Origin of the sequence: Microcoleus sp. N9_B4 (assembly GCF_036701635.1) — a bacterium.
Classification (GTDB): Bacteria; Cyanobacteriota; Cyanobacteriia; order Cyanobacteriales; family Microcoleaceae; genus Microcoleus.
Window position 1 is genome coordinate 35,582 of record NZ_JAUBRC010000009.1, and the last position, 16,750, is coordinate 52,331.

General features: G+C 46.0%; 13 protein-coding genes. 6 read left to right on the forward strand and 7 right to left on the reverse strand.

Annotated features, from left to right (window positions below; genetic code table 11):
* Positions 1 to 151: 151 nt before the first annotated feature.
* Positions 152 to 586 (reverse strand): VOC family protein, encoded by a 435-nt coding sequence (locus QUA43_RS08275; protein WP_333372654.1) that lies wholly within the window; start codon positions 584 to 586, stop codon positions 152 to 154.
* A gap of 265 nt (positions 587 to 851) precedes the next feature.
* A complete protein-coding gene (locus QUA43_RS08280; RefSeq protein WP_172187154.1) occupies positions 852 to 1,361 on the reverse strand; it encodes a TIGR02652 family protein in 510 nt (169 codons plus the stop codon).
* A 167-nt stretch (positions 1,362 to 1,528) separates the two neighbouring features.
* On the opposite strand from QUA43_RS08280, the gene QUA43_RS08285 reads away from it, so the two are divergent.
* Entirely contained in the window at positions 1,529 to 2,797 is a 1,269-nt protein-coding gene (locus tag QUA43_RS08285) for a transposase (protein WP_333372656.1), read from the forward strand.
* A 35-nt stretch (positions 2,798 to 2,832) separates the two neighbouring features.
* On the forward strand, positions 2,833 to 3,378 hold the full coding sequence (locus QUA43_RS08290; RefSeq protein WP_333372916.1) for a gamma carbonic anhydrase family protein: 546 nt from the start codon (positions 2,833 to 2,835) through the stop codon (positions 3,376 to 3,378).
* A 193-nt stretch (positions 3,379 to 3,571) separates the two neighbouring features.
* Here QUA43_RS08290 and QUA43_RS08295 read toward each other — a convergent pair whose 3' ends face one another.
* The 3 genes from QUA43_RS08295 to QUA43_RS08305 all read right to left on the reverse strand — a co-directional run bounded on the left by QUA43_RS08295 (position 3,572) and on the right by QUA43_RS08305 (position 6,169).
* Positions 3,572 to 3,859, reverse strand: a complete 288-nt coding sequence (locus QUA43_RS08295; protein WP_333372658.1) for a thioredoxin family protein — start codon at positions 3,857 to 3,859, stop codon at positions 3,572 to 3,574.
* A 160-nt stretch (positions 3,860 to 4,019) separates the two neighbouring features.
* Positions 4,020 to 5,702 (reverse strand): SulP family inorganic anion transporter, encoded by a 1,683-nt coding sequence (locus QUA43_RS08300; RefSeq protein WP_333372660.1) that lies wholly within the window; start codon positions 5,700 to 5,702, stop codon positions 4,020 to 4,022.
* 254 nt (positions 5,703 to 5,956) lie between these two features.
* Positions 5,957 to 6,169 carry a hypothetical protein gene (locus tag QUA43_RS08305; protein WP_333372662.1) on the reverse strand — a complete coding sequence of 71 codons (213 nt, stop codon included), beginning with the start codon at positions 6,167 to 6,169 and terminating at the stop codon, positions 5,957 to 5,959.
* Between QUA43_RS08305 and QUA43_RS08310 the strand changes: the two genes are divergently transcribed.
* The 4 genes from QUA43_RS08310 (at position 6,169) to QUA43_RS08325 (ending at position 11,971) form a co-directional block, all read left to right on the forward strand.
* On the forward strand, positions 6,169 to 6,402 hold the full coding sequence (locus tag QUA43_RS08310; RefSeq protein WP_333372664.1) for a hypothetical protein: 234 nt from the start codon (positions 6,169 to 6,171) through the stop codon (positions 6,400 to 6,402). The two genes, QUA43_RS08305 and QUA43_RS08310, sit on opposite strands and share 1 nt — an antisense overlap.
* 729 nt (positions 6,403 to 7,131) lie before the next feature.
* Positions 7,132 to 7,452, forward strand: coding sequence for a metalloregulator ArsR/SmtB family transcription factor (locus QUA43_RS08315; protein ID WP_333199504.1), 321 nt, complete (start codon positions 7,132 to 7,134; stop codon positions 7,450 to 7,452).
* 284 nt (positions 7,453 to 7,736) lie between these two features.
* Entirely contained in the window at positions 7,737 to 10,214 is a 2,478-nt protein-coding gene (locus QUA43_RS08320) for a GH116 family glycosyl hydrolase (protein ID WP_333372666.1), read from the forward strand.
* 329 nt (positions 10,215 to 10,543) lie between these two features.
* On the forward strand, positions 10,544 to 11,971 hold the full coding sequence (locus QUA43_RS08325; RefSeq protein ID WP_333372919.1) for a protein adenylyltransferase SelO family protein: 1,428 nt from the start codon (positions 10,544 to 10,546) through the stop codon (positions 11,969 to 11,971).
* 157 nt (positions 11,972 to 12,128) lie between these two features.
* Here the strand turns inward: QUA43_RS08325 and QUA43_RS08330 are convergent, their stop codons facing one another.
* Both QUA43_RS08330 and QUA43_RS08335 read right to left on the reverse strand, forming a co-directional pair.
* Complete coding sequence (locus QUA43_RS08330; RefSeq protein ID WP_445301956.1) at positions 12,129 to 14,318, reverse strand: tetratricopeptide repeat protein; 2,190 nt, start codon at positions 14,316 to 14,318, stop codon at positions 12,129 to 12,131.
* A gap of 181 nt (positions 14,319 to 14,499) precedes the next feature.
* Complete coding sequence (locus QUA43_RS08335; RefSeq protein ID WP_333372670.1) at positions 14,500 to 16,698, reverse strand: tetratricopeptide repeat protein; 2,199 nt, start codon at positions 16,696 to 16,698, stop codon at positions 14,500 to 14,502.
* Between the last annotated feature and the right edge of the window lie 52 nt (positions 16,699 to 16,750).

A 16,750-nucleotide genomic window follows, 5' to 3' on the forward strand; every position in this document is an offset into this window, starting at 1 on the left:
TAAAATATACTAGATTTTGAGTGAAAAATCTAGTATATTTTAGAAAAATATTGCTAAGTTGATAGAGAACGTTATTAGGGATTAAGAGTAATAACTATTCTCAGTTTCAGATTGAGAGAGAGAATGATTATCCCTATTCGTTAGTAATTAACTAATTAAGCCGCCGGATAAACTCTAAAGGCAAACCGTCTGTATCGGCAATAAAAGCTACTTCGTAAACATTTTGCCCGATCGCCTGTTGAGTCGGTTCTAATAAAACTTTTAAAGCTTGAAACTGGTTTGGTTGGTCTTTCGCAGCTTCCTCAAACCGTTCTTTCAGAGACTGCAACCAGCTAGGCAAGTCACTTGTCGCCTCAGTTAAATCGAAAGATAAATGATAATATCCAACATAATGCTCGTCTCCGAAAGCATCCGGTGCGGGTTTTGGTTCGGGGATTTGAATTAGTTCGATGCGTCCGTTGAGACCTTCCATCCAACAGGCTAGAGTGTAACCTGTGGTAAAGCGATCGCTCACAGTAAATCCCAACTGTTCGTAAAAGGCGATCGCCCGGTGAATGTTAGCAGTGCGAATCGAGGCGTGGTGCATTTGATTTTGTCAGTTGACAGTTGTCAGTTGGCAGTTGGCAGTTGGCAGTTGTCAGTTGTTATTTGTTACCTAATACTTATACCATTTCTCTAAAATCGTGCAACACTCTTCTACCCCCCCTAGCCCCCCCGCTGCATTGCGGGGGGGAACAAGAATACTGTTGCATTCTTTTTTAAAATTGGTATTACTAATAAACTAATAACTAATAACCAATAACCAATAACCACTGCCTAATGACTAATGACTAAGGACTAATGACTAATAACTATTCAAACAACCGAAAATAGGGATATCTAATCGGAACTCCCGGCTCTTTTTCCAAATCAAAATTAATCACTTCCCAACAAGGGTCTTCTTGGGGATCGGGGCTAAAATCCACAGGCAAACCGTACAGTCTCGGCCGGGGCGATTCCGACTGGCCTCGCCAAGGCGTGCTGCGTTCCAAATAAGCGCTGATTAAGTCTCGATAGCGTTGAGCAACGATCACGCGAGTTGCTCGGTAGCCTTGAGTATAGAGTCGATCGAGCGCTTCGTGAATTTCAAACCGAATCCCGTCCGGGTGCGTGTGCTGGCGATACCATTCACTCTCCCAGCGGCGCCAGTGCCGCCCAGACTGAAGGTGAACCAGTTCCCCCGTTTTTGGATCTGCCTCAAATGCCCCGTGACGCGGACACAAATAGGTATCCGTGAGCGTTAGAGCCGGAATTGTTTGGCGACAGTGGGGACACTGAATTTCCGGGCCAAACATCGGGTATTGCAAGGCAACTTCAATCATTTATTTGCGTCCCAGCATATTTTCTCTGCAAAAGTGCCAAATACTCTTATTATATCCCCTATTGTAAAACTTCGTTGAGTTTATAAGCAATTATAAACAATAATGGTATCATATCGCTATGAGTGTTGAACAAGGAATACGCACAGCCCAAAGAACGGAAGTCTCAAATGCCGCTAACAGAGAGGCACATCATTAAATCGACGGAACACCGTTTCGCCCAAATTGACGAACTAGCTTTCAAGTCCAAAAACCTCTACAATGCCACCAATTACGTCATTCGTCAGAGTTTTATTTATGGATGGGGTTATGTCAATTACAACGAAATGAACCGATTGATGAAGTCTCATGAGGCATACAAGGCTTTGCCTGCCAAGGTTAGTCAGCAAATATTGATGGTGCTAGACAAGAATTGGAAATCGTTTTTTGAAGCAGTTAAAGCTTACAAAGTTGATTCCTCTAAGTTCACTGGTCGCCCGAAATTTCCAAAGTACAAAGATAAGGTCAAAGGGCGAAATCTTCTCGTATACACGATTCAAGCGATTAGTAGTAAACAGTTGAAGAAAGGAATCATTAAACTTTCCGGCACTGAACTTTCAATTAAAACCAAAGTCAATCCCGACCAGGTTTGCCAAGTCAGGCTGGTTCCGAAATGTGATTCCTATGTGATTGAGGTGATTTATGATGAACCGGAGTCCACTGTCAGCAACGCAAACTCTGTAGCTAGTATTGATTTAGGGCTGGACAATTTAGTGGCGTTAACTTCAAATCAACCGGGTTTTACCCCTTTGTTGATTAACGGGCGACCATTGAAATCAATTAACCAGTTCTACAACAAGCGCTCTTCAAGATTGCAATCCCAGTTCAAAGGGAATCGCAAAACATCACCCCGGATTCAGCGCTTAACTCGCTGTCGCAATCAAAAAGTTGACAATTACTTACATCATGCTAGCCGTCTAATTATTAACCTTTTGCTCGCCAAGCAGATTGGGACGCTAGTAATTGGCAAGAACGCGCAGTGGAAAACAGAAATCGAGTTAGGGAAGCAAACCAATCAAAACTTTGTCAATCTTCCTCACTCTCGATTAATTGAGATGTTAGAATACAAAGCTCGCTTGGTGGGAATCACAGTAATTGTGCAGGAAGAATCCTACACATCCCGATCCAGTTTTTTAGGTTTAGACCCAATTCCTGTTTACGGAAAAACAGAAAAAGAGCCTGTGTTCACTGGTAAACGGATCAAGCGAGGTTTGTACAAAACATCGACGGGTCAGTTAATTAATTCCGATGTGAATGCTTCGTATAACATTCTCAGAAAAGCAATCCCAAATGCGTTCAGCGATGGGATAGAGAGCTGCGTACTTGGGCCGAGGCGGGTTAATCCGCTCAAAGTAAAAGTGAAAGGGGAGGGACTGGAAGCCTCCCATGTCTATAAATGACTATACTTTTACCAGCTATAACGATCGACCAACAAATGAGCAATCTCAACGAACCTCTGCCTGCACTTCCTTCCTATTGGCCCAGGCCCGATCTATCCCAAGCGGCTTTTGTCGCTGAAGGTGCTGTGGTCATCGGCAGGGTTGAGGTGGCAGCGGGCGCTAGTATCTGGTACGGGGCGGTAGTGCGGGGGGATGTAGAGCGAATTGCGATCGGCTCAACTACCAATATCCAAGATGGAGCAATTCTGCACGGCGATCCGGGAAAACCGACTGTTTTGGAAGATTTCGTGACAGTCGGACACCGAGCCGTGATTCACTCAGCTTACATTGAACGGGGCTGCCTGATCGGGATTGGGGCGATCGTCCTCGATGGAGTCAGGGTGGGAACAGGCTCTATCGTCGGTGCAGGGGCGGTTGTCACCAAGGACGTTCCCCCTCACACGCTAGTTGCGGGAGTGCCTGCCAAGCGCCTGCGGGATGTCTCTGAGGAAGAAGCTGCGGAGTTGGTGGAACACGCTAAGCGTTACGAAAAGTTGGCTCTGGTTCACGCGGGGAAAGGTTCTGATTTGGGATTTGGTTAGTTGATAGAATAAGAATTTCAGCAAAAAACTATTAGTTTCCAATGGCTTACACCGCGCCAAAAATCTTAACTTTTGAAACATTCCTCGATCGATATTGTGACAACTTCCGCGCTGAAAAAGCGCTGGTTTTAAGCGATTGGTAAGGGTATGGAAAAAATTGTAGCACTTTTTCACGTATCAGATACTTCCTCTCCTAAAACATTCGACTCATAAAATCTCCACCATCGGACAAATGAGTCAATTCCAGAAGGAAAGATTGGATTTTTTTTGATGAAACCTGCCGCCCTTGACTCACAACCTTGCCATCAATCACTAAGGCTGGAGTAGAGCGCAGTCTTCGTCGTTTCACTTCTTCAATATCTGCAATGCAGTTAACTTTTGCGGTGATGCCCAGTTTAGCGATCGCCGTTAAAACATTGTCTTCTAGAAAATGACAATTTTCGTGATGAGTGCCAATAATTTCAATGTCAAATGTATGCATTAGTAAGTTTCTCCAAACAGACATGGCGGAAGTTGATCATCGCAATTTAACGATGACAATAGTTGCTGAATTGTTGCTCCTATTTTCATCGGTTGAACGGTTGGTGAAGAGTTCCCTTTGACGGTAGATACAAAAGATGAAACTAGGAGCAGTGGCATTTTCAGCGTTTAATCAGTTCTTCAGACTGACTAACTGATGGAGGAGAAAGAGGACAACTGATTGCCGTTGGAGTTAAGGCGCAAACTGCTGCATCGGTGGTCTCGAAACAGTTTTCTTTACCAATTTTGTCCAGCAATCCGCTGCGTTCTAACAAGTTTTGAACTTCAGGCTGTAATCCAGTCAAAAGAAGGCGACAGTTATGTCGTTTCAAATCACGATAGATGTCTTCCAAGGCCACGATTCCAGTAGTGTCCATATTGGGTACGAACCGCATCCGCAAAATTAGATACTTCACTTCAGGTTCATCCCGCAGGAAGGTAACAAACCGCTCTGCTGCCCCAAAAAATACAGGCCCATCAACCCGATAAACGGCAATTTGTTTGCTCAATTCAAGGGGTACACCGGGCGGAAAGGCTTCTGTTTCGGGGATTTTCGCCAAATTGAGCTCGCTCATCCGCTTAATGAATAACGCCCCAGCAGCAATTAGCCCGACCTCCACCGCCAGCACCAAATCAAACAGAATGGTGACCATCCAAGTAAGCATCATGACGGCGAAGTCGGAGTAGGTTGCCCGCATCAGTAAGCCGATCGCTTCCCACTCAATCATCCGCACACTCGTCACCATCAAAATTCCTGCCAATGCTGCCAGGGGAACTTGAGCGGCTAAAGGTGCTAATGTCAAAACGATGATTGCCAGTGCAACCCCGTGAATGACTCCAGACAACCGGGTTTTGCCACCCGATCGCACATTCACCGCTGTACGGGCGATCGCTCCCGTTGCTGGAATACCGCCAAAGAATGGAACCACAATGTTTGCTAAGCCCTGACCAATCAGTTCGCGATCGCTGTTGTGTTTCTCGCTAACAGTCATACCATCGGCAACCACAGCAGATAGCAGCGATTCAATACTGCCCAATGCGGCTAAAGCTAATGCCGGATTAATCAATTCTCGGATCACCCTAAAATCATTAGCGTGGGGAATCCCTTGGGGCATCGGCAACGATTGTGGGATAGAACCAATGGTGGGAACATCGAGGTGAAAGAAGGAGGCGATCGCCGTTGCCAGCACCAACCCTACCAATGAACCCGGTATGGCAGTCGTAATCCTTGTCCAAAATAGCTTGGTTAGAATCACCACAGTTGCCAACCCGACTGCCTCAAGGTTTAATCCTTCCCAATGGGTAAGGGTTTGCCAGATGCCCGGTAAAAAATGTTCACTACGGGGCAACTGCAACCCAAAGAAATTATTCAACTGTCCGCAAAAAATAATCACAGCGATGCCGTTGGTAAAACCTGCTGTGACTGGATAGGGAATAAACTTGACCAGTCTACCTAGTTTGGCGACGCCCAGGGCAACTTGAATAATTCCTGCCATTACCCCGGCAATCCACACCTTCTCGATACCATATTGGGTGACAATCCCAATCAGGACTACCGCCATCGCTCCCGTCGGCCCTGTAATCTGCACCGGGGAACCACCAAATACCGCCGCCACGATGCCCGCCACAATTGCCGTGTAGAGTCCGGCTTTAGGTTCGACGCCACTAGCCACAGCAAACGCCAAGGCCAGAGGAAGGGCAACCACGGCAGCAGTCAGCCCACCAGTCAAATCACCTCGCCAATGAGCAAAGGTGCGATCGAACCAAAACCGCAGACCACCCATGAAACCGTTTACTACTGTCATTGAGTTTTAAAATCTCGCTAGGTGTGTAAACTTTCATATCTTGCTATATTCAAAGTCTTGCATATAGATTAACACTCGTGCTAGATTGTGGCAACCAGCAATCCACCAGGGAATTTTTACCTCGCTGCTGCAATAGCCATCATCTACGAGGATTAACCCTCTGCGGTTGGTACTCGTAGATAGTTAAAACTGGATCAAACATATACACCGAGATGGGTTACATTGAACGACCTTTTCTAAATGGAACTGAAGATTCATGTCGGCGTTGGTGCGTTGTCCGCCTTCTCCCTAATTTCCAAAACATTGTTCTTGCTCGATATTTTTCTCGTACAGATGCGAGCGCCCATCTGCACTTTCTGAGGCGATCGCGACCGACGGCATTTTATGCTGTCATATTCGATTTTATTCCTAATTAAAGTGCGATCGAGCGGCACAGCAGCTTGTTTTTTGTAGAGTAGCAAAGACAATGAAAATTAAAATTTTTGATGTCGATATTGGCTTTTGCTCTGCCATTGAAGCCGATGACTATCGTACAGCCATGATTGACTGTGGCTACAGTTTTCGCAATAATTTTCGACCGAGCTGGTATTTTCTAAATCATCGAACCCGTCACCTCGATTACTTAATCGTACCAGCTTACACCGAAGAGCATTTAAAAGGCTTCTCTGATTTAACGAGTGAGTCATTTATTGGAACATAATTTTTCGATTGATTATTTGATTGCTAATCCATCAATTGATGCAAATAGTGTTCCTGAGTTAGCCGTTCGGAATCCCGGCACGGGGAAAGAGCTAAGACTGTTAAACAAAGTTTATAATGGGCAGACAAATGTAGATCAAAGGATTCATCTAGGGGATGTGACTATTGCTTTTTTCTGCAACCAGTATTCAGAGTTTCTGGACGTTCATAATCTCAGCCTAGTTACCTTCCTATCTGCTCGGGATCTCAATACGATCTTTCCCGGTAATTTGAAGACACAAGGGTAGCGCGGTTTATTCCGAAATCCTAAATTTCGCGATCGACTTCGCCAAGTCAACCTATTTGTCGCTTCCAATCACGGGCAAGAAGATGGTTACTTCCCAGAAGTATTCAACTATTGCAGCCCCGATCTGATTATCATCCCTAACCACGTTCATCAACCGCTTGGGGCCGACCGCATCCGTCAGTATGAACGTCATGCCAGGGGTTTGTGGACAACCTTCGGTAAGCAACGAGTGTTAACCACCGGCGATGCCAGAACCATCACGATCGATCGACCGCCAAGTGAATCAATACAGGTAATTACTCAAAAGCACTAAGTCTATTCTATAAGAATCAATAGAAATCGATACCTTAACGCCCCCCGGATTACTCCAGACGGTCACTTGTATGACAGAACATCAGAATGTTAAGATGACCCAAAAAGCTTTAAGAATACTTAGGTAATAGAATGGCATTGAAACCGAGCGATTTTAAAGCAGACTTGTTCAAGGTGTTGTCTAATCCAGTGCGGATTCAGATTCTAGATACCCTGCGAACACAAGAGCGCAGCGTCAACGATATCGCTGACTGGCTGGAAATAGAGCCTTCGTCTATCTCTCAGCAATTAGCCGTGTTACGAAGCAGGAATTTGGTGACAAGTCGCAAACAGGGCAACTTTGTGTTCTATTCCATTCGTGACCGGGCTATTTTCAAGATTTTGGATGCCGCGTTAGAAGTATTTAACAACCATCTGGTTGACGTGCGAGATGCCCTGGAACAGTTGCAATAAGAACTAAGGGCTGGTTTATAGAAATCAAGGTTTTGCCAATAGACCTCTCCAATAAATAATCTCAAGCTTTTTATAGACCTAGGGCGTAGGCAGAGGTGATCGGGGCGCAATATCTTATTTTTCCAAGATGTCGATCGCTGATTATATTCTGCCCCGATCAAGTGGCTTGCTGCAATCTAAAATCTAAAATCTAAATCAGAAACTGGGTTTTTTGTGTAAGTCCTATATATACTATTAAAGCTCTGCCGGAATCGCACCGATCGCCTTTGCCACTAACACCTATCATGAACGATCGCACATCCAATCCAAACATCCCCCCACAAACCTGGAAACGCCCGATCGGTCTGGGCTGGGAAAATCCTTATACAGTCCGCTACGCAAGCAATCTTGACGACGGGCCGTGGCACGGAATGCCTCTGGGCGGGTTCGGTGCCGGCTGCATCGGGCGATCGTCCCGCGGCGACTTCAACCTCTGGCATATTGACGGCGGCGAGCACATTTTTCGCAGTTTGCCCGCTTGTCAGTTCAGCGTTTTTGAAGAAACTCAAGGCAAGAAACAAGCTTTTGCACTGTCCACTGAACCGCCTACCGATGGCAGTTTATCGAGTTGGAAATGGTATCCATCGGAAGGAAGTTCGGCAACGGATTATGTAACGGATGTAACGGATGGAATTCTGAACGCAGACGCAAGAAGGGAAGAGAAGGAAAAATTTCAATCTTCGGGGACTTATCATGCTTTGTATCCGCGGAGTTGGTTTGTTTATGAAAATGTGTTTCAGGCTCAATTAAGCTGCGAGCAATTTTCGCCGATTTTGCCTGATAACTATCAGGAAAGCAGTTACCCAGTTGCCATGTTTGAATGGGTGGCACACAATCCTACAGATACGCCGATAACTCTCAGCATCATGCTGACTTGGGAGAATATTGTCGGTTGGTTTACTAATGCCAACAAGTCGCCGGAAGTGATGGTGCGAGATGATGGCAGTCCATTTTATGATTATCAATCCCGGTGGGGAGAAAGTGCCGGAAATTTGAATTTGTTGGTGGAAGATTTTCACCGAATCGGTTGCGTGATGACGCGGTTGACTGCTGAGGACGAACCGCAAGAGGGGGATGGACAATGGGCGATCGCAACTATTACTAATCCGGCGGTAGAAGTATTCTATCAAACTCGCTGGAACCCGGCGGGGAATGGCGAGGATGTTTGGCGCAACTTTTCTGCAGAAGGTTTCTTGTTGGATGACAAAGACGAGACAGCCGCAGCCGCCGGAGAACAGTTGGCTTGTGCGATCGCAGTTCGCTTTACTCTTCGACCGGGAAAAACTCGCAAAATTCCCTTTATTATAGCTTGGGATTTGCCCGTTACTGAGTTTGCATCGGGAGTTTGGTACTACCGTCGCTACACAGATTTCTTCGGCCGCAACGGCAAAAATGCTTGGCCGATTATTCGCACTGCAATGAAGCATTCGGATACTTGGCGCGAAAATATTGAAGCTTGGCAAAAACCGATTTTAGAACGGAAAGATTTGTCAGATAGTTTTAAAATGGCGCTGTTTAATGAGTTATACGCCCTGACAGACGGCGGTACTCTTTGGAGTGCGGCTGACGAACGCGATCCGAAGGGTCAATTTGCTGTTTTGGAGTGCATTGATTACCGCTGGTACGAAAGTTTGGATGTGCGGCTTTACGGTTCTTTTGCTTTGTTGATGCTTTGGCCGGATTTAGAAAAGTCGGTAGTTTTAGCGTTTGCTAGGGCAATTTCTGCCGGAGACGATACGCCGAGAATTATTGGCTGGAATCAAGCTTCGGCTATTAGAAAAGCTGTCGGTGCGACGCCCCACGATTTGGGTGCTCCCAACGAACATCCTTGGGAGAAAACGAATTATACTAGCTATCAAGATTGCAATTTGTGGAAGGATTTGCCTTGCGATTTTGTGTTGCAGGTTTATCGGGATTTCCTGTTGACTGGCGGCACAGATTGCGAGTTTTTGCAAGAGTGTTGGCCGGCAATTGTTGAGGCTTTGGCTTATCTGAAAACTTTTGATGAGGATGGGGACGGAATTCCTGAGAATTCGGGAGCACCGGATCAGACGTTTGATGACTGGCAAATGCGGGGGATAAGTGCGTATTGCGGCGGTTTGTGGTTGGCGGCGCTGGAGGCTGCGATCGCGATCGGCGAAATCTTGGAAGATGCAGCACCGGAGATAATTCCTAACCCTCAAGCAAAGATAGCATTATATCACAGTTGGCTGCTACAAGCAAGACCGAGCTATCAAGAAAAACTGTGGAACGGTCAATATTACCGTTTGGACAGCGAGAGTAAATCGGAAGTGGTGATGGCAGACCAATTGTGCGGTCAATTTTACGCGAAACTGTTAGGATTACCGGATATTGTGCCGCCGGAATGTGCAGCCAGTGCTCTAGAAACTGTGTATGATTCTTGCTTTTTGAAGTTCAACGATGGCGAGTTCGGTGCGGCAAATGGGGTGATGCTGAACGGTTCGCCGGAAAATCCGAATGCGACTCATCCTTTGGAAGTTTGGACGGGGATTAATTTTGGGTTGGCGGCTTTTTTGGTACAGATGGGGATGGAGGAGAAAGCTTTTAAATTGACGGATGCGGTGGTAAAGCAGATTTATGAAAATGGGTTGCAGTTTCGGACGCCGGAAGCGATTACGGCGGGGGGAACTTTTCGGGCGAGTCACTATTTGCGGGCGATGGCGATTTGGGCGATTTACGGGGTGTTGACTAATTTTAAATAGGGAATTGGTATATTAGCTGGTTAATCCCACTAAAATTGAAACAAATTACGCCTTCAACCCCATTTTTAGCAAGGCAAAGGGTTAATTAAACTATCAATTTTATTGACAGTTTAAATTTTCCGCCTTCGAGGAAGACATTAATGTTTCATGCTCAAACTTTACCTATGCTAAAATTTGAGCATGAAACAGCACAGGGATGGAAGGAGGAGCCAGGCTCGGCTATAAACGATAGATACAAAGGGTTTGAGGCAATTGTTTACACCAATGCAGTCTGCACCTTACTTGTATATAATTTGGAGCGATCGCCAATTTCAGCATATAATAGAAAAATGTCAAATCCCTTACTTTCCCTCAACTACGAACCCGCCATCGAATCCCTCGGTGGCGACTATTTTGATGAAGTCCCTGCGGCTGATTTTCCGCAACACATTCTCCGCTTCCGCAACGACCAATTATTGCCGATACTGGGTTTAGACCCCGCACAAGTAACCGACCAACATTTCATCGAAGCGTTCGGCGAATTTCACTGTGTCCGTCCCTTTCTCGCACTCCGTTACCACGGCTATCAATTCAACGAATACAACCCGAATTTAGGCGACGGTAGAGGCTTTTTGTACGGCCAAGTTCGCGGCACTGACAGCAGACTTTACGACTTCGGCACTAAAGGTTCCGGCCGCACGCCCTACTCGCGGCACGCTGATGGTAGACTCACTCTCAAAGGGGGAATTCGCGAAGTTTTAGCCGCCGAAGCTTTGCACAGGTTGGGAGTTCGGACATCTCGGTGTTTTAGTTTAGTTGAAACGGGTGAGGCTTTGTGGCGGGGCGACGAACCATCACCCACGCGATCGTCCGTAATGGTGCGTTTCAGTCATTCTCACATCCGGTTTGGAACTTTTGAAAGGTTGCACTATATCCGCAGGCCGGATTTAACTAAAAAACTTTTAGATTTTGTTATTGAATATTACTATCCAAAACTGCATTTAGAAGCAAGTAATGCGGGTGTTTCGCCTGCCGAAAAATATGCGCTATTTTATGCAGATTTAGTCAAGCGAGTAGCTGAATTAGTCGCTCAGTGGATGGCAGCAGGATTTTGCCAGGCCGTGCTGAATACTGATAATATGTCGATTACTGGAGAAAGTTTCGATTACGGGCCTTTCGCTTTTATCCCAACTTACAAGCCGGAATTTACAGCAGCTTATTTTGACCATTCTGGTCTGTATTGTTACGGCAATCAACCGTTGATTTGTAGGGACAATTTAGAGAAGCTTCAGCAACCGCTAGCAGCGGCGATTCCTCAAGCTGATATGGATGCGGGTTTGGCAAAGTTTGGCGATTATTATAATGCAGCTTATCGGAAGTTGATGCTCAATAGATTGGGATTTGAGGATTTGCCAGAGGCGGAGGGAGATGAGTTGTTGAAGGTGACAATTAAAATGCTGGCGGAGTCTCAAGTAGCCTATCACGATTTCTTTTTTGAACTGCGAAGACAGTTCTCTGGCACTTGGCGAGATGATGCTAGTCAAATTTTTGCTGAGGCGGAACCGACGGATTTGATAGCACCTTGGCGGCATTTTTATTGTCACGTTTTGCAAAGTTTGTCTGCGGATGATATGGACAAAATGGCGGACAGGTTGCGGAAGCACAATCCCGAACAATCGCTGTTGAGACCGACAATTGAGGCTGTTTGGGAACCCATAGCTATTGAGGATAATTGGGAACCGTTTTATGAATTGGTGAAGAGACTTCAAAATTCTTAAAGGGAATTGGGCATGGGGCATTGTTGACTGTTGACTGTTGACTGTTGACTGTTGACTGTTAACTGTTGACTGTTGACTGTTAACTGTTAACTGTTAACTGTTAACTGTTAACTGTTGACCGATGACTAACAACTGACAACTGAAAACTGACAACTGACTACTTGAGCTTTTCAATCTCAAATTGTGCATCTTTGTAACCGCCGGTAAGTCCTTGATCGAGAAACATTTTGCCGGCTTTTTCTAAATCACTAATTGCTCCTGCTTTGTCTCCCAATGAGCGGCGAACCATGCCTCTACCGTAGTAAGCAGCAGCATAATTCGGACTGATCCGAATAGCTTGCACGTAATCTGCGATCGCACTATTGTAATTCTTTAACTCCTGATAAATCTTAGCCCGATTGGCGTAAGCTTCAGCATTGTTGGGATTGAACCCGATTGCTGCTGTAAAATCTGCGATCGCCCCCTGGGCGTCACCCCCGGCGCTGCGAGCTAAACCACGATTGTTAAAAGCATTGAAATCATTCGGATTCACTGTCAGCGCTTGAGTGCAATCGGCAATTGCTTTCGGATAATCCTTCAAATTTAAATAAGCAATGCAGCGATTGTTGTAAGGAACCCCATCCTCCTCGCTCAGCGAAATTGCCTGAGTGCAATCGTCAATTGCCGCTTGATGCGCTCCCAAATTCAACTGCGTGCTACAACGATTAGCGTAAGCATCTGCACTCTTGGGATCGATCGCAATTACCTGAGAATAATCCGCCAAAGCTCCCTGATAATCTCCTAGGTGAAAGCGAGCTCTCCCGCGACTGTAAAAAGCATCAACATTCTTAGCATCAAGTTTAATTGCCTCAGTATAATCTCCAATTCCCCCCTGCAAATCGCCACTCCCAGCACGAGCCAACCCCCGCGAATGATAAGCTTTAACAAGGTTCGGCTGCCGCCGAATTACTGCGGTAAAATCCTGAATGGCGGCCTTGTAATCTTGCAGTTCTAAATAAGCAACTCCTCTTTCATAATATGTATCAACATCGTTTGGCTGGAGATTCAAAGCTTGAGTGTAATCCTCAATCGCTCCCCGCGTATCGTTAAAATCGTGACGGGCTAGGCCGCGGTTAAAATAAGCCTGAACATATTTAGGATTGAGAGAGATCGCCTGAGAATAATCCGCAATTGCTTCTTGATACTTTTTTAAATCATAATTAGCATTACCGCGCTGGTAAAAACTCTCAGCATTTTTAGGATTCAATTGAATTGACTTATTAAAAGCCTGCAAAGCTGCATCCGCATCTTGATTGCGAGACTTTTCCACTCCCTGTTCGTAATATTCCTTAGCTTTAATCGGATTCGGGCGGCTCCAATAACTAAACAGAAATATCAGAACTATTGCCGCCCCGACGCCCGCCAAAATCAGCAACCCCAATCGACTTCCCAAACGTGACGAAAAACGATCAGAAGACATTAAGCTGGGAGCAACACTTTTCTTGTGAACCGTATTCACAGGATCTTGGCGGTGTCTCAACTTGCCGAGAGCTAGCAAAACTTCATCCGCAGATTGATAGCGCTTGGCAAATTGGTGACAGACCATTTTGTCAATTATATTGGCTAATCCCACAGAACATTGAGCTCGGTTTCGCCAAACAATTTCCCCCGTATGAGAAGGACTCGGATCTTGCAATTTTGGCAAATCCGTACCGGGTAAACCAGTGATAGCTTGGACTGCCATCATCCCGACTGCATAAAGGTCACTGCTAAATTGCGGGTTGCCTTGAAATTGTTCGATCGGCATATAAGCCGGAGTTCCAGTAGCAATGGTGCGCGGAAATTCTGTATCGTACTCGCTGACGTGACTCGCAACTTCTTTAACCGAACCAAAGTCAATTAAAACTAATTTGCCGTCTGGTTTGCGGCGGATTAAGTTGGAGGGATTAACATCGCGGTGAATCACTCCCTGAGAGTGTACGAAGGCGAGAACTTGTAACACTTCTTCCAACAGATCCAGCACTCGTTCTTCTCGCCAAGGTTGACCGGCCACAATTTCCCTATTTAGAGCGTGTCCTGGCACAAACTCTTCGACGAGGTAGAATTGATTGGCTTCTTCAAAATAAGCTAGTAAAAATGGAATTTGATCGTGTTTTCCCAGCTTTTCTAATATTTCTGCTTCTTGTTTAAATAAGCGATAAGCTGTTTTGAGAACTGTGGAAGTGTTGCTGGGAGGGCGCAGTTGTTTGACTACACATTGAGGATGGCCCGGCCGGCGAGTATCGACAGCTAAATAAGTTTGTCCAAAAGCTCCTGAACTGAGAATTTGTACTACGCGATAACGCCTATCTAAAAGTTGACCAACCATGTTCATATCTATAATTGAGAATTGGTAACGGGGAGGTGGTAACGGGGAATTGGTAACGGGGAGTTGGTAACGGGAAGTTGGTAATTGGGAATTGGTAATTGGGTCTTCTTCTTTCTTCCTTTTTCCTTCTTCCTTCTGCCTTTTTTCTTCTTTTTTTAACATCTAAATGGTGACGAATAGTTTATTTAGGGTCGTTGATTTGTGATTGTGCGTTTTGGAAACCATCGGCTCTTCCTTGTTCTAGAAACAAGGTTGCAGCTTTCTGAAAATCTTCGATCGCCCCAGCACGGTCTTTGAGTTGGCGGCGGACGAGGCCTCGGCTGTAAAAAGCGCTAGCATTGTTGGGGTTGAGCCGCAGTGAGTGAGCGAAATCCTCAACCGCTAAAGGGTAATTTTTTAGTTCTGAGTAAATAGTACCGCGATTGCTGTAAGCTACTGCATCGCTAGGATTGAGTCGAATTGCTTGAGTAAAATCTTCCACAGCCCCCTGCTTGTCTCCCGAAGCCGATCGAGCTAATCCTCGATTGCTGTATGCTTTGGGATTGTTGCCGTTGAGTCCGATCGTCAAACTGCAATCTTCGCTGGCCTTTTGAAATTGTTTTAAATTCAGATAAGCAATGCAGCGGTTGTTGTAAGCTGCTTCATCTTTTGGATCGAGGCGAATTCCTTCGGTGCAATCGGCAATCGCTTTGTCGTAGGTGGCCAAATTCAAGTAAGCGCTGCACCGATTGGTATAGGCATCAGCGAGATCTGGTTGCAATTCGATCGCCTTAGTATAATCTTCCATCGCTCCTTGATAATCTGCCAGATTAAACCGCGATCGACCACGACTGTAGTATACGCCAGCTTGTTTGGGGCTAATTTGAAGGGCTTGAGTAAAATCTGCCATTGCTCCTGTTTTGTCGCCTGCTGCCGATCGAGCTAAACCGCGATTGCTGTAAGCTGTAGCATCGTTGGGACTGAGCCGAATTGCCTGAGTGTAGTCTTCAATTGCCGTGCGGTAGTCGCCCAAATCGTAGTAGGCTAAACCCCGCTGAGAGTATGCCTCACCGTCGCTGGGATTCAGTCGCACTACTTGGGTGAAATCTTCCACGGCCCCCCGCTTGTCCCCGATGTCGAGGCGGGCCATACCTCGATTGTACAGAGCTTTGGTGTGGCTAGGATTGACTTTAATTGCTTGCGTGTAATCCTGTATTGCTTGCTCGGTTGCGCCCATGTCGTAGCGAGCGTTTGCCCGCTTGTAGTAAGTTTCCGCATCGCTGGCATTCAGGGCGAGCGCTTGAGTATAATCGGCGATCGCGCCTGTTGTGTCACCTTGCTGCGCCTTGGTAACGCCGCGGGCTAACAATTCTTTTGACCTCGCCGGACTTTGACTCTGCCAAAAGTAAATTATCAGTGCCGTCAAGATTAAAGCTGCCGCTGTTGCAGCCAACAGCAGCAGTTTGGTTTGGCTTTGTCTTCGCGGTTGACTCATAGCGTGCGTGATGATTGTGGCTGGCGGCGGCTCAACCTCCAATTTTACGGCGATTTGTTTGAGGTCTGCTAAAACTTCGGCGGCCTCCTGATAACGTTCCTCGCAGTCGGGGCGCACCATTCGATCGATAATATCTGCTAGGGCTGCCGAACAAGTTGCCCGGTTTTGCCAGGGAACTTGGCTTTTGTTGTTTTTTAAGGCACTCAGTTCGTTGGGTGAGAGCCCCGTGACCGCAAGCTGGGCGATCGTACCTAGAGCGTAGATGTCGCTATTGTAACGGGGGTTGCCGCTCAATTGTTCGATCGGCACGTATAACTCCTGGGCCGCCAAATCCTGTTTTTTTGCCTCATGCCGTTTAACAGAGTTCGGGGAAGTTTGCGACAACAAATGACAGTTAGCAAGTTCCGGGTTAATTTCTTTGTCTAAGCTAAAGTCTACCAATACAAATTTGCCGTCTGACTCGCGCCGGATCGCTATGTCTGGTTGAATTCTGCGGTGAATAAAACCCTTCTCGTGTATAAACACCAAAATTTCTAATATTTCTGATAGCAGACCAATTACTTGGTCTTCATCCCAAGGTTGACCGGGTATTAGTTCTTGACTTAAAGGTAATCCGGCAATATATTCTTCAATTAAGTATAAACTTTGATTTTCCTCAAAATACGCCAATAATTCGGGGATTTTGTCGTGTTTTCCCAATTTTTCAATTATTTCTGCGTTTCTTTGAAATATAACTTTGACTAATTCTGGAGTTTGCGAACTTGTGCCGGGGAGTCGCATTTCTCTAACCGTGCATTGCGGATACCCGGGACGGTGAGTATCTGCTGCTAAATAAGTTTTTCCCACCTCACTTGAGTCTGTGACTTTAATGATGCGGTAACGTCTGTCTAGAAGTTGACCAATCATGCTTTGCCCTCTACCCTGTCAATGTTCCATTATCGCATAAAATCAGAATAGC

Coding starts and splice junctions, on each gene's coding strand:
- QUA43_RS08275 (WP_333372654.1), bottom strand. CDS start 586: ATGCACCACGCCTCGATTCGCACTGCTAACATTCACCGGGCGATCGCC.
- QUA43_RS08280 (WP_172187154.1), bottom strand. CDS start 1,361: ATGATTGAAGTTGCCTTGCAATACCCGATGTTTGGCCCGGAAATTCAG.
- QUA43_RS08285 (WP_333372656.1), top strand. CDS start 1,529: ATGCCGCTAACAGAGAGGCACATCATTAAATCGACGGAACACCGTTTC.
- QUA43_RS08290 (WP_333372916.1), top strand. CDS start 2,833: ATGAGCAATCTCAACGAACCTCTGCCTGCACTTCCTTCCTATTGGCCC.
- QUA43_RS08295 (WP_333372658.1), bottom strand. CDS start 3,859: ATGCATACATTTGACATTGAAATTATTGGCACTCATCACGAAAATTGT.
- QUA43_RS08300 (WP_333372660.1), bottom strand. CDS start 5,702: ATGACAGTAGTAAACGGTTTCATGGGTGGTCTGCGGTTTTGGTTCGAT.
- QUA43_RS08310 (WP_333372664.1), top strand. CDS start 6,169: ATGAAAATTAAAATTTTTGATGTCGATATTGGCTTTTGCTCTGCCATT.
- QUA43_RS08315 (WP_333199504.1), top strand. CDS start 7,132: ATGGCATTGAAACCGAGCGATTTTAAAGCAGACTTGTTCAAGGTGTTG.
- QUA43_RS08320 (WP_333372666.1), top strand. CDS start 7,737: ATGAACGATCGCACATCCAATCCAAACATCCCCCCACAAACCTGGAAA.
- QUA43_RS08325 (WP_333372919.1), top strand. CDS start 10,544: ATGTCAAATCCCTTACTTTCCCTCAACTACGAACCCGCCATCGAATCC.
- QUA43_RS08330 (WP_445301956.1), bottom strand. CDS start 14,318: ATGGTTGGTCAACTTTTAGATAGGCGTTATCGCGTAGTACAAATTCTC.
- QUA43_RS08335 (WP_333372670.1), bottom strand. CDS start 16,698: ATGATTGGTCAACTTCTAGACAGACGTTACCGCATCATTAAAGTCACA.